Source organism: Aromatoleum toluvorans (assembly GCF_012910905.1).
In the GTDB taxonomy this organism is placed as follows: domain Bacteria; phylum Pseudomonadota; class Gammaproteobacteria; order Burkholderiales; family Rhodocyclaceae; genus Aromatoleum; species Aromatoleum toluvorans.
This window is the reverse complement of the sequence record NZ_WTVN01000019.1, coordinates 81,560-93,563: the sequence shown is the minus strand read 5'-3', so window position 1 is coordinate 93,563 and position 12,004 is coordinate 81,560. Positions and strand designations below refer to the sequence as shown.

13 protein-coding genes and 1 pseudogene are annotated in these 12,004 nt (G+C 68.3%); 12 read left to right on the top strand and 2 right to left on the bottom strand.

Annotation, left to right across the window (positions count from 1 at the left end; translation table 11 throughout):
- The 5 genes and pseudogenes from GPA22_RS13545 to GPA22_RS13525 all read left to right on the top strand — a co-directional run.
- Window positions 1-244 (top strand): annotated as a pseudogene (locus tag GPA22_RS13545) (secretion system X translation initiation factor); the annotation flags it as partial.
- A complete protein-coding gene (locus GPA22_RS13540; protein WP_169256581.1) occupies window positions 241-2,559 on the top strand; it encodes a secretin N-terminal domain-containing protein in 2,319 nt (772 codons plus the stop codon). The pseudogene GPA22_RS13545 and the gene GPA22_RS13540, both read left to right, overlap by 4 nt.
- Before the next feature lie 10 nt (window positions 2,560-2,569).
- On the top strand, window positions 2,570-3,040 hold the full coding sequence (locus GPA22_RS13535) for a type II secretion system protein (protein WP_169256580.1): 471 nt from the start codon (window positions 2,570-2,572) through the stop codon (window positions 3,038-3,040).
- Between the two features lie 8 nt (window positions 3,041-3,048).
- Window positions 3,049-3,435: a type II secretion system protein gene (locus GPA22_RS13530; protein ID WP_169256579.1), complete on the top strand. Its 387-nt coding sequence runs from the start codon at window positions 3,049-3,051 to the stop codon at window positions 3,433-3,435.
- Window positions 3,436-3,437: 2 nt separating this feature from the next.
- Window positions 3,438-4,058 carry a type II secretion system protein gene (locus GPA22_RS13525; protein ID WP_211169111.1) on the top strand — a complete coding sequence of 207 codons (621 nt, stop codon included), beginning with the start codon at window positions 3,438-3,440 and terminating at the stop codon, window positions 4,056-4,058.
- A gap of 65 nt (window positions 4,059-4,123) precedes the next feature.
- On the opposite strand, the gene GPA22_RS13520 is transcribed toward GPA22_RS13525, so the two are convergent.
- Window positions 4,124-4,327, bottom strand: a complete 204-nt coding sequence (locus GPA22_RS13520) for a cold-shock protein (protein ID WP_169256578.1) — start codon at window positions 4,325-4,327, stop codon at window positions 4,124-4,126.
- A 298-nt stretch (window positions 4,328-4,625) separates the two neighbouring features.
- Here GPA22_RS13520 and GPA22_RS13515 point away from each other — a divergent pair, with 298 nt between their 5' ends.
- The 5 genes from GPA22_RS13515 to GPA22_RS13495 all read left to right on the top strand — a co-directional run bounded on the left by GPA22_RS13515 (window position 4,626) and on the right by GPA22_RS13495 (window position 7,926).
- Entirely contained in the window at window positions 4,626-5,069 is a 444-nt protein-coding gene (locus GPA22_RS13515) for an NfeD family protein (protein WP_169256577.1), read from the top strand.
- 14 nt (window positions 5,070-5,083) lie between these two features.
- On the top strand, window positions 5,084-5,962 hold the full coding sequence (locus GPA22_RS13510; RefSeq protein ID WP_169256576.1) for an SPFH domain-containing protein: 879 nt from the start codon (window positions 5,084-5,086) through the stop codon (window positions 5,960-5,962).
- Window positions 5,963-6,065: 103 nt separating this feature from the next.
- Window positions 6,066-6,647: a c-type cytochrome gene (locus tag GPA22_RS13505; RefSeq protein ID WP_169256575.1), complete on the top strand. Its 582-nt coding sequence runs from the start codon at window positions 6,066-6,068 to the stop codon at window positions 6,645-6,647.
- Window positions 6,648-6,771: 124 nt separating this feature from the next.
- Window positions 6,772-7,122, top strand: coding sequence for a c-type cytochrome (locus GPA22_RS13500; RefSeq protein ID WP_169256574.1), 351 nt, complete (start codon window positions 6,772-6,774; stop codon window positions 7,120-7,122).
- A gap of 252 nt (window positions 7,123-7,374) precedes the next feature.
- Complete coding sequence (locus tag GPA22_RS13495) at window positions 7,375-7,926, top strand: PRC-barrel domain-containing protein (RefSeq protein ID WP_169256573.1); 552 nt, start codon at window positions 7,375-7,377, stop codon at window positions 7,924-7,926.
- 90 nt (window positions 7,927-8,016) lie between these two features.
- On the opposite strand, the gene GPA22_RS13490 is transcribed toward GPA22_RS13495, so the two are convergent.
- Window positions 8,017-8,547, bottom strand: coding sequence for a retropepsin-like aspartic protease (locus GPA22_RS13490; protein WP_169256572.1), 531 nt, complete (start codon window positions 8,545-8,547; stop codon window positions 8,017-8,019).
- A gap of 448 nt (window positions 8,548-8,995) precedes the next feature.
- Here GPA22_RS13490 and GPA22_RS13485 point away from each other — a divergent pair, with 448 nt between their 5' ends.
- Both GPA22_RS13485 and aas read left to right on the top strand, forming a co-directional pair.
- Complete coding sequence (locus tag GPA22_RS13485) at window positions 8,996-9,778, top strand: helix-turn-helix domain-containing protein (protein WP_169256571.1); 783 nt, start codon at window positions 8,996-8,998, stop codon at window positions 9,776-9,778.
- A gap of 37 nt (window positions 9,779-9,815) precedes the next feature.
- Window positions 9,816-11,969, top strand: coding sequence for a bifunctional acyl-ACP--phospholipid O-acyltransferase/long-chain-fatty-acid--ACP ligase (gene aas / locus GPA22_RS13480; protein WP_169256570.1), 2,154 nt, complete (start codon window positions 9,816-9,818; stop codon window positions 11,967-11,969).
- The last annotated feature ends 35 nt before the right edge of the window (window positions 11,970-12,004 follow it).

Here is a 12,004-nt window from a genome sequence, read left to right as displayed (position 1 = left end):
GGCCCCGCCAGCGCCGCCGCCGGTGCCGGTCGCACCCCCCGTCCCCTACGAATATCTCGGCAAGCTCGCCGACGGCAGCTCCGTGCGCGTCTTCCTCGTGCGCGGCGAGCGTCCCTACACCGTCACCGAGGGTGATGTGCTGGATGGCAACTACAAAGTGCAACGCATCACGGACACCACGATGACGCTTGTCTATCTTCCTCTCAACATGACCCAAACCTTGCCCGTGGGAAGCAAACCATGAAGACGGATACCGTGTTCGGCCGAGTTGTCCCCCATGTCGCGATCCTGGTGCTGGCCTCGGCGCTCGCCGGCTGTGCCTCCGACGCCCTGCAACGCGATGGCATGCGCCTGATCGACGAGGGGCATTACGAGGAAGGGCTGGCCAAGCTCGATCAGGCCGTGAGCGAACAGCCGCGCAACCCCGCCGTCCATGTGGCGCAGACGACGCAGCGCCAGCGCGTGATCGCCTCGCTGCTGGCCAACGCCGACCGCGCCCGCCGCATGCGCGACTACAACGCTGCCGCGCGCGGCTACGAGCGCGTGCTCGGGATCGAGCCGGCCAACGAACGTGCGACCGAGGCCCTGCGTCAGCTCGACCAGTTGCGCAATGCCGGCGAGATCGTGCGCCAGGCCCAGGCCGCGCTGCGCCGCGGCGACGTCGACGGCGCCGACCGCCAGGTGCGCCAGGTGCTCGCGCTCGACTCGCGCCACGAGGGCGCGCTGGCGCTCAGGCGCGAGATCGAGGACATCCGCTCGCGCACCGTCCAGTCCTATCCGCAACTGCGCACGAAGATGGCCGCGCCGGTGACGCTGGAGTTCCGCGACGGCAACCTCAGGCAGATCTTCGAGGTGCTGTCGCGCACCGCCGGCATCAACTTCCTGTTCGACAAGGACGTCAAGCCCGATCTCCGCGCGACGCTGTTCGTGCGCCAGGTCCCGGTCGAGCAGGCCGTCGAGCTGCTGCTGCTGCAGAACCAGCTGCAGCAGAAGATCATCAGCGACAACACCGTGATGATCTACCCCGACACGCCGCAGAAGCAGCGCGACTACCAGGATCTCACGCTGCGCACCTTCCACCTCGCCAACACCGACGCGAAGACGGCGATGAACATGCTCAAGACCCTGCTCAAGAGCAAGGACGTGTTCATCGACGAACGCCTCAACACGCTGACGATGCGCGACTCGCCCGACGCGGTGCGCCTCGCCGAGAAGCTGCTCACCGCGCAGGGGCTGCCCGAGCCCGAGGTCGTGCTGGAAGTCCAGGTGATGGAAGTGTCGCGCCAGCGCATCCTCGACCTCGGCCTGCAGTGGCCCAGCACCTTCGGCCTGCTGCGTCCCGACCTCGGCGGCCCCCCGGGCGTGCTGACCGACTACAACAACATCAACGGCAGCCGCATCACCGTCGGCCCGTCCCCCGAGCTGCGCATCAACGCCAACGACAGCGACGTGAATACGCTCGCGAACCCGGTGATCCGCGTCAGCAACAAGGAAAAGGCGCGCGTCCACATCGGCCAGCGCGTGCCGGTCGTCAGCGCCACCTCCACGCCCTCGACGCAGGGGCCGGTGATTACCGAGAGCATCCAGTACCTCGAGGTCGGCCTCAAGCTCGAAGTCGAGCCCACCGTGCATCTGGACGACGAGGTGCTGATCAAGATCGGGCTGGAAGTCAGCAAGGCCACGGCGCTGAGCCCGACCAAGAACGGCACCATCCCCGTGCAGGTCGACACGCGCAATGCCGCGACCTCGCTGCGCCTGAAGGACGGCGAGACCCAGGTGCTCGCGGGCCTGGTGCGCGACGACCACGACGTCACCGGCAACCGCATCCCGGGCCTGGGCGACATCCCCGGCCTGGGGCGGCTCTTCGGCAGCAACCGGGACACCATCGGCAAGTCCGAGCTGGTCCTGTCGATCACGCCGCGCATCGTGCGCAACCTGCCCTACATGAACCCGCAGGACATCGAATACCCGTCGGGGACCGAAGCGGCGCTGCGGTCGCGTACCGACATGCTGCGCGGGGCGACGCCGCCGGCCGCGGGTGCCACGCCGCAAGGCGCCGTGCCGACGCCGGCGGTCGCCGCCCTCGCGCCGCCGGCGGCGGTCGCCAGCGACGCCCCGGGCGCGCTCGCGTCGCCCGCGGCCGCCATCCTGTCGTGGACGGCGCCCGCCAGCCTCAAGCCGGGCGAGGAAACCGACGTGATCCTGCGCGCGGACGTGTCCCAGCCGCTCGGCGCCGCGACGCTGCAGTTCGCCTACGATCCGGCGGCGCTGCGGGTCGTCGCCGTGACCGAGGGCGACGTGATGAACGCCGACGGCGCCGTCACCTCCTTCGCGCCGCGCATCGACGAAAAGACCGGGCGCATGTTCGTCGCGCTGTCGCGTACCGCGGCGCGGGGCGCGCGCGGCGACGGCGCGCTGGTGCGCCTGCGCGTGGCCGCGCTGCCCGGCAGCACGGCGCCGGCGGAACTCCGGGTGACCGGCGTGTCGGCCTTCGGCGAGGGCAACCGCCCGGTTCCCGTGCCGCTGCCCGCCGCGCTCACGCTGGGCACGAAGCCCTGAGGGAGCGGTGATGCGGCGCGAACGCGGCTTCTCCCTCGTCGAGGTCGTCATCACGGTGGCGATCGTCGCGCTGCTCGCGAGCATCGCCGCGCCGCTCACCGAGACGGTCGTGCGCCGCGGCAAGGAGCAGGAACTGAAGAGCGCGCTGTACCGCATCCGCGACGCCATCGACGCCTACAAGCTCGCGGCCGACTCCGGCCAGATCGAGAAGCTCGCCGACGCCACCGGCTACCCGCCGACGCTGCGCGTGCTGGTCGATGGCGTGCGCGACGTGCGCAGCGCCGAAGGCAAGCGCATCTACTTCCTGCGCAGCGTCCCGCGCGACCCCTTCGCCGACCCGAAGCTGCGGCCCGAGGAAACCTGGGGCCTGCGCAGCTACGACAGCCCGCCCGACAGTCCCCGCGCGGGCGCCGACGTGTTCGACGTCTATCCGCTCTCGTCCGGCGACGGGCTGAACGGCGTCCCCTATCGCCAATGGTGAGATCCGAGATGGACACCCCGCGCAAATCCCGGGCCGGCTTCACGCTGATCGAGCTGCTGGTCGTGATGGCCATCATCGCGACCCTGCTCGCGATCGCCGCGCCGCGCTATTTCGGCAGCCTCGAAAGGTCCGAGGACACGGCGCTGCGCCAGTCCCTCACCGTCATGCGCGACGCGCTCGACCACTACTACGGCGACACCGGCGTCTATCCCGACTCGCTGCAGGCCCTCGTCGACAAGCGCTACCTGCGCAGCGTCCCGGTCGACCCCATCACGCAGCGCAGCGACTCCTGGGTGCTCGTGCCTCCGCAGGGCGGCGCCGGCGGCAGCGTCGGCAACGTGCGCAGCGGCGCCGAGGGCAACGGGCGCGACGGGACCCCCTACTCGGAGTGGTAGCCGTGCCGCCGGACGTCCATGTGCGCGAGCGGGGCTTCACCTACATCGGCGTGCTGGTGCTGGTCGTGATGATGACGCTGGCGCTGGTGGGCACCGCGCAGCTGTGGTCGACGGCCAGCCTGCGCGCCCGCGAGCGCGAGCTGCTGTGGGTCGGCTCGCAGTACGCGCATGCGTTGCGGCTGTACTACGAGACCTCGCCCGACCTGAAACGCTTCCCGCAGCGGCTGGACGATCTGCTCACCGACCAGCGCAGCCCCAAGCCGCGCCACCACCTGCGCCGCCTGTACGCCGACCCGATCACGCGCAGCACCGACTGGGGGCTGATCCGCGGCGCGGACGGGGGCATCGTCGGCGTGTACAGCCAGTCGCGCGACACGCCGCTGAAGCGCGCGCGTTTCCCGGCCGAGTGGATGGAGTTCGAGGGCGTGGAAACCTATGCCGACTGGCAGTTCGTCGCCGACCGCGCCTTCAGCACCACCGCGCAGACCACTGCGAACGCGAACGCCGCGCCGGGCTTCGCCGCAGGAACGCCCGCCCCGGTCGACCCGCGCAGGAGCCTGAGCGGCGCCGCGCGTGCCCCGCAGCCGGCACCGGCGGTATCCCCCTTCCGGTACACGCGCTGACGGCGCACACAAAGCAAAAAGCCCGGCAATGCCGGGCTTCTTCGATCAGATCCTGCCGGAGCGGATCAGAGCGGGCGGATGTTGCCCGCCTGCTTGCCCTTCGGGCCCGAGGTCTCGTCGAACTGCACTTTCTGACCTTCGGCCAGGCTGCGGAAGCCGTTGCCCTGGATCGCGGAGAAGTGCGCGAAGAGGTCTTCGCCGCCGTTGTCCGGGGTGATGAAGCCGTAGCCCTTGGCGTCGTTGAACCACTTGACGGTACCAGTTGCCATTTTCTGAATTTCCCAAATCAAAGTTTAAATAAGGGGCGTTTGCCCAGAGTTGCGACAATCGCGATCGGGGAATGACGGACTGGAGTACCAGAGGACTTCGAGCACGAAACACCACGCGATGACTGATGCGCGCAAGCAGTCTGGTGAAAAACGGCGCCGCGGTCAACTGCCTCGCGCGCCTTTCCGGATCCTCCTGCGCCGGCGGTGTGCAATCGGTCGCGACCGCGTGCATCGGACCCGACGCGGGGGGCGCACACCGTGATGACATCCCGCTACAATCGCCGGCGAGGAGGAGGCTATGAATATCGAATGGTGGCACTGGACCGTCGTCGGCATCGCGCTGATCCTGGCCGAACTGGCGCTGCCGTCCTTCTTCGTGATCTGGTTCGGCGTCGCGGGGCTCGCGATGGCGCTGGTGCTCTTCATCGCGCCGGGGCTGTCGCTGACGGCCCAGCTCGCGGCCTGGACCGTCCTGTCGCTGGCCATGGTCGCGCTGTGGTTCCGCGTGTTCAAGCCGGGCTTCCACAAGACCCGCATCGGCACCGCCGACGGCGAGGTCATCGGCGAAGTCGGCCTGCTGGTCGGTGCCGTCGCCCCCTTCGAGCGCGGGCGGGTGCGCTTCCAGCGCCCGCTGCTCGGCGCCGAGGAGTGGGTGTGCCTCGCCGAGAGCCCGATTTCCGCCGGCGAGCGCGTGCGCGTCGTCGCCGTCGAAGGCAGTTTCCTGAAAGTCGTCAAAGCCTGAGCTGAGGAGAATTCATGAGCGGCAGTCTGATCTTCGTCATCGCGGTACTCGTCTTCGTCGTCGTCACGCTCGCGAAGGGCGTGCGCATCCTGCCGCAGGGCGAGGAATGGATCGTCGAGCGCCTGGGCAAATACCACGGCACGCTCAAGCCCGGCCTCAACATCATCATTCCCTACCTCGACCGCGTCGCCTACAAGCTCGTCACCAAGGACATCATCCTCGATGTGCAGGAACAGGAAGTGATCACGCGCGACAACGCGGTGATCGTCACCAACGCGATCGCCTTCATCAAGGTCACCGACCCGGTGAAGGCCGTGTATGGCGTCACCGACTTCGCCGAGGCGATCCGCAACCTGATCATGACGACGCTGCGCTCCATCGTCGGCGAGATGGAGCTCGACGAGGCGCTGTCCTCGCGCGACAAGATCAAGGCGCGCCTGCGCGAGAGCATCGCCGACGAGGCGGTGGACTGGGGCCTCACCGTGAAGTCGGTGGAGATCCAGGACATCAAGCCGTCGCAGTCGATGCAGCGCGCGATGGAAATGCAGGCCGCCGCCGAGCGCGAACGCAAGGCGGCGGTGACCAAGGCCGAAGGCGAGAAGCAGGCCGCGATCCTCGAGGCCGAGGCGCGCCTCGAATCCGCCAAGCGCGACGCCAACGCCCAGGTGATGCTCGCGGAAGCCTCCGCCGAAGCGATCCGCCGCGTCGCCGCCGCCGTCGGCGAGCAGCCCGGCCCGATGATGTACCTGCTGGGCGAGAAATACATCGCCGCCATGGAGCGCATGGGCTCGTCCGAGAGCGCCAAGGTCGTCGTGCTGCCGGCGGACCTGCAGGAGACCGTCGGCAGCCTTCTCGCACGCGGCAGGGCGGGGGCGTCGACCGCCCGAGGCTGAGCCGCGGTCCGCGCGCGCCGGCGGCGCGATAACCTCATTCGCGGTGGGTTTATCCGCTTATACTTCCGCGCGCCCCCACTCTGCGAACCTGGAAGGAAGATCCATGCGCACCCCCATCGTTGCCGTCGCGTTCAGCGCACTGTTCGCCAGTGCGGCATGCGCCGCGGCGCCCGACGTTCAATCCCTGACCACGCCTTGCGCGGAGTGCCACGGGCCGGCAGGTGTCAGCAGGGCCGCGAAGACGCCGCACCTCAACGGCCAGCTGGCCGACTACCTCGAACAGGAAATTGCCGGCCTCGCGGACGGCGGCCGCGCCACCGGCGTCGCGAACCACGTGCCGAAGACGTGGTCCCCGGCGGACATCACGGCCGTGGCGCAGTTCTACGCCCAGAGCACCGCGCAGCGTCCCGCTCAGGCGGTCGATCCGCAGAAAGTCGCGCAGGGAAATGTCATTCACGGCAAACGCTGTGCCGAGTGCCACCCGGATGCGGGCCGCAGATCGGACCACGATGCGCCGCTGATGGCCGGCCAGGATCTCGACTACATGCTGGGGGAAACCAGGGCATTCGTGTCGGGCAAGCGCAAGTTCGTCTTCCTGATGGACGATGCGTTCCGGGGGCTGACGCCCGACGAACTGGACGCGGTCGCGCATTTCTTCGCCAGCCAGGCTCAAGTCAAGAAGTAGCGGGCAGCATTTCGCTGGCCGCCGGTCTGCAGCGCTTCCTCCTCGCTGCGGCGGGCGTTGGGCGGCTGCTTCCGCCGGAAGAGCTGGAAACGAGAGGGGGCTCCCATCCTGCGAGCTGGTCAGAATGATTGATTCCCGTCACCCGCGAAGGTGGCTTCCCGCTGCGTTCGCGGCCGCGGCCCTGGGTGTCGCATCGGTGCCGGTCCGTGCGATGGATGCCGCCGCGGCGCAAACGTTTGCGCGTCAGAGCGCCTGTTTCAAGTGCCACGCCATCGACAAACGCAAGGACGGGCCGCCCTATCGCGAGGTCGCCGCGAAGTACCGGGGGAAGGACGACGCGCAGGCCACCTTGCTCCACCATCTCACCTCCGGGCGCGCGGTGACGTTTCCTGACGGGCATGAGGAGAGCCACAAGATCGTCACGGCCCCGCGCGAGGACATCGAGAACCTGATCGAGTGGCTCCTGTCCCTGTGACCCGCCGCTTCCGTCCGCCCGAGCTCGCGCCGAAGGGAAACAATTTGTTACCGCCCGCGTCGGCCCTGCGCTAGCGACCCCCGGCGCACGCACCGGAACTCGGCAGGCTTCGATCGTTCGAAGGCTTATCGATCTAATCGCCGTAACCGAGTCTTCCCGGGTAGGTCGAAGCCAGGCTGCGGTTCGGGTCGATACCGGACACTCGTTCCCAAGTACGGACGAGACACTTGGACCATCAGGCAGGAGGATGCCATGAGTTCCATGAAGCGGAAGTCAATGCTGGCCGTTGCCATCACAGCACTCGTTGCGGTCCCGGTGGGGGCCATGGCGGGCACCTACGGAGAGGGCCCCGCCAGACACCAGATGCGTTCGCAGATGGGGATGTCGGGGCAGTTGCAGACGATGACCCCGAGCCAGTTGCGCGGCACCGAAGTCGTCGGGGCCAATGGCGAGACCATCGGCACGGTCAAGACCGTCGTGCAGAGCCGTCAGGAGAAAAGCATCCAGGCGGTGGTCGCTGCAAGCGGGCTCGGCTTGGGCGACAAGGAGATCACCGTGCCGCTCGACAGCATGCGTTATGAGGATGGGAAGCTGCGGCTGAGCGCAAGCGCGGACGAACTGAAGGCAAGGCCCGCGTACCGCGCCGAGCAGTACGTCGAAGTGCGGCCGACGGACCAGCCGATCAGCGAATTCTCGGCGTTCGAGACCGTATCGGAGAAGGCGCCCCACAGGGGATCCATGTGGGACCGTGGCAGCGGTAATCCCAACGCGTTCTATCCCGAGAACAGTCAGTTCACGCCGTAAGCTCACCGACAGGACCGGTGTCGGACGCACAGCGTCCGATGCGCCACAGCCGGCACGCCCGATGAGGTGCCGGCTTTTTCTTGCCTCGGTTCAGTTGTCGAAGGCGGCGAGGTCGGCGGTGTCGCCCGACACGTTCGCGGCGGTGGCGGTGAGGCAGTTGCTGAGCACCAGGCGCGGCGGCTCGAACGAGAAGATGAACGGCGCTGCCCGCTGCAAGGCGTTGAGTCCGAGGATGGCGCGCGTGGCGCCGGGGAAGACCGCCGCCTCGACATCCTTGAGCCAGCATCCGCCGCCGATGCTCACGGCCTCGATCGCATACACCGGCACGGTCAGCTCGCTGCCGTTCGCGAGCCTGCCGCGCAAGTCCTTCACATAGCGCACGCGGCCGGCCTGTGCGAGTTGCGCCAGCATGTCCTCGTTGATCGTCATGTAGCCGGAGCCGGTGTCGACCATCAGGTCCACGTCACCGAGCCCCGCGATCCGCCCTTCGACGTAGAAGGTCGTCGCGCTGGTCGCGCGCATGTCGACAGTGGTGTCGAACTCCCCCGCGGAGGCAAGACCGACCGTGCCGGCCAGCACGGCGGTCACAAGACACGAGAGAAGGCGCGAGAATTTCCTCATCCGATGGTCCCCGGAAAAGTGGTTCAACAACTGCGTCCGGAGCCCCGGCGTTAGCGATATTAAACCAAGCAACGGGCGTGCCGGAACAGGGCAAAAACGTCTGATGCAACAGGTAGATACCAATTTCCTGCGCGGCCGGCGCGCGCCGCGCCGTGCTGAAAGTCCTGGAAGCGCGAAAACAGGGGCGATCCGCCGCGGCCGCATGATGAATCGATTTCATCGACCGTCCGCGTCGGGAACCCGGGATCCCCGCATGCGAACGCCGATCTGCGCACCATTCCCGAGCCTGAGTCCCATATTCGGGAATTGCGCCGGGAAGCGCTGCGTGACGATATCGGATGCGATGGGAGTGTGCCGAAAGTATCATTTTGCGATACTTGATGACATTCGCTCGCGCTGCGCACGCCATGCGGATAGTCTTGGCGCCAATCCCGAACGGACAACCCCCATGAGCACCACTGCCGACCTGGTCGCCGCGCTGAAAACCGAACTCAAGGCCGCCGGTCTCACCTATGCCGCACTCGCGGCGCGCCTCGGCATGGCCGAATCGAGCGTCAAGCGCATGTTCTCGGCGAGCGGCGACATGCCGCTGTCGCGCATCGACGCGATCTGCCGTGCGCTGAACCTCGACTTCGCCGACCTCGCGCGCAGCGTCGCGGAGAAGGAGCCGCTGCTCGCGGAACTCTCGCTCGCGCAGGAGAAGGCCGTCGTCGGTGACCGCAAGCTGCTGCTCGTCGCGATCTGCTGCCTGAGCCACTGGACGGCCGAGCAGATCGTCGCGACCTACCAGATGGGCGAGGCCGAGGTCGTCAAGCACCTGACCCGCCTCGACCGCCTCGGCGTGATCGACCTGCGCCCCGGCAACCGCTACCACCTCAAGGTCGCCAAGGGCTTCCGCTGGCGTCCGCACGGACCGGTGATGCAGTACTTCCGGGGCGAGGTCATCGACGACTACTTCGCCGGCGGCTTCGACGGCGAATCCGAGATGCTGATGGTGGTGCATGGCCAGATCGGCCGCGGGCTGGCGCATTCCTTCCGCGAACGGCTCGCGCGCGTCGGCCAGGATTTCGCCCAGCAGCACATTGCCGACCAGAAGCTCGCGCCCGCCGACCGCCGCCCCTACACGCTGGTGATCGGCATGCGCTCGTGGCTGATGGCGGCGTTCCGCGACCTGAAGCGCCCCGACGTGTCCTGGCCTGACGCGCCGTCACCGAATGCGCCCGCCCGCTGAACTGCCTGTTTCGACCCGCGAACGACGAGACCCGACCATGCTCCGACCGCTCCTCAAACTCGTGCTCCGCGGCCTCGCCCGCGTGCTGTTCCGCGTGCGCGTGATCGGCACGGCACCCGCCGCAGCCGGGCGCCTGCTCGTGATCGCGAACCACGAGTCCTTCCTCGACGGCCTGCTGCTGGGCCTCTTCCTGCCGCTCGACCCGGTGTTCGTCGTGCATACCACGGTCGCGAACAACCGCTGGTTCCGTCTGATGCTCACGCTCGTCGATTACCTGGCGGTCGATCCGACGAGCCCGATGGCGATGAAGAAGGTCGTGCGCCTGCTCGAATCCGGCCGTCCCGTCGTGATCTTCCCCGAAGGGCGCATCACGACCACCGGCAGCCTGATGAAGACCTACGACGGCCCGGCCTTCGTCGCCGCGCGCACCGGCGCGACGATCCTGCCGGTGAAGATCGACGGCGCCGCGCGCACTTGGTTTTCGCGCATGGGCGGACGTTTTCCGAGGCGGCTCTTCCCGCAGCTGTCGCTGACAATCCACCCGGTCACCCGCATCGACCTGCCCGTCGCGCCCACCGCGCGCGAACGCCGCCGCCGCGCGGGCGAGGCGATGCGCCGCATCATGCAGGCGATGATCTTCGCGAGCCGCCCGCAGCAGACGCTGTTCGAGGCGCTGCTCGACGCCGCGTCGATCCACGGCCGCTCGCGCCGCCTCGTCGAGGACCTGAAACAGGAGGAATACTCCTACGGCGACCTGATCAGGATGGCGCTCGCGCTCGGCCGCCTGGTCGCGAAGGAGTCCGCGCCGGACGAGCACGTCGGCCTGCTGCTGCCCAACCTCGCGCCGACGCTGGGTCTCGTCTTCGGCCTCACCGCCTTCCGCCGCATCCCGGCGATGCTCAACTACACCGCCGGCCCCGACGGCATGCAGGCGGCGTGCACGGCGGCGCAGATCCGCACGATCGTCACGTCACGCGCCTTCGTCGAGCAGGCGAAGCTCGGCGACAAGCTCGCGGCGCTCAGTGATGTGTGCACTGAGGTGCGCTTCGTCTATCTCGAAGACCTGCGCGAAAAGATGGGCCTCGCCGACAAGCTGTGGCTGATGTTGTGGGCGATCCGTTTCCCGCGTGCGGCGACTTCGATCGGTTCGCCCGAGGACACGGCGGTCGTGCTCTTCACCTCCGGCTCCGAAGGCAAGCCCAAGGGTGTCGTGCTGTCGCACCGCGCGCTGCTCGCCAACATCGCGCAGATCCGCGCAGTGGTCGATTTCTCGGTCGACGACAAGATCCTCAACGCGCTGCCGCTCTTCCACTCCTTCGGCCTGACCGCCGGGGGGCTGCTGCCGGTGCTCTCGGGCGCGAACGTCTTCCTCTACCCGAGCCCGCTGCACTACCGCGTGATCCCCGAACTCGCCTACGACCGCGGCTGCAGCGTGCTGCTCGGCACCAGCACCTTCCTCGCGAACTACGCGCGCTTCGCCCACCCCTACGATTTCTACCGCCTGCGCTACGTCATCGCCGGCGCCGAGAAGCTCGCCGAGCCGGTGCGCCAGCTGTGGTTCGAGCGCTTCGGCATCCGCATCTTCGAAGGCTACGGCGCGACCGAGACGGCGCCGGTGATGGCGGTGAACACGCCGATGGCCTACCGCAGCGGCACCGTCGGCCAGTTCCTCCCCGGCCTGCAGGCGCGTCTCGTGGCGGTGCCGGGCATCAATGAGGGCGGCCTGCTGCACGTGTCCGGCCCGAACCTGATGAGCGGCTACCTCAGGGTCGATCGCCCCGGCGTGCTGCAGCCGCCGTCGTCCGACGCCGGCGAGGGCTGGTACGAGACCGGCGATGTCGTCACGATCGACGACGACGGCTTCGTGCGCATCGTCGGGCGCGTCAAACGCTTCGCGAAGATCGCCGGCGAGATGGTGAGCCTCGAAGCGGTCGAGAAGCTCGCCGCCGCGAGCGTCCCCGCCGCGCAGCACGCCGTGTCGACGCAGGCCGACGCCGCTAAGGGCGAGGCGTTGGTGCTCTTCACGAGCGATCGCGCGCTATCCCGCGAGCACCTCCTCGCGTCGGCGCGCGAACTGGGCGTGCCCGAGCTCGCGGTGCCGCGCAAGATCGTGCCGGTCGACGCGCTGCCGCTGCTGGGTACCGGCAAGATCGACTACGTGACGCTCAAGCGGTGGGCGGAAGCGGCCTGATCCGCAAGCATCGGCCTGCCCGCATTACACTCCCG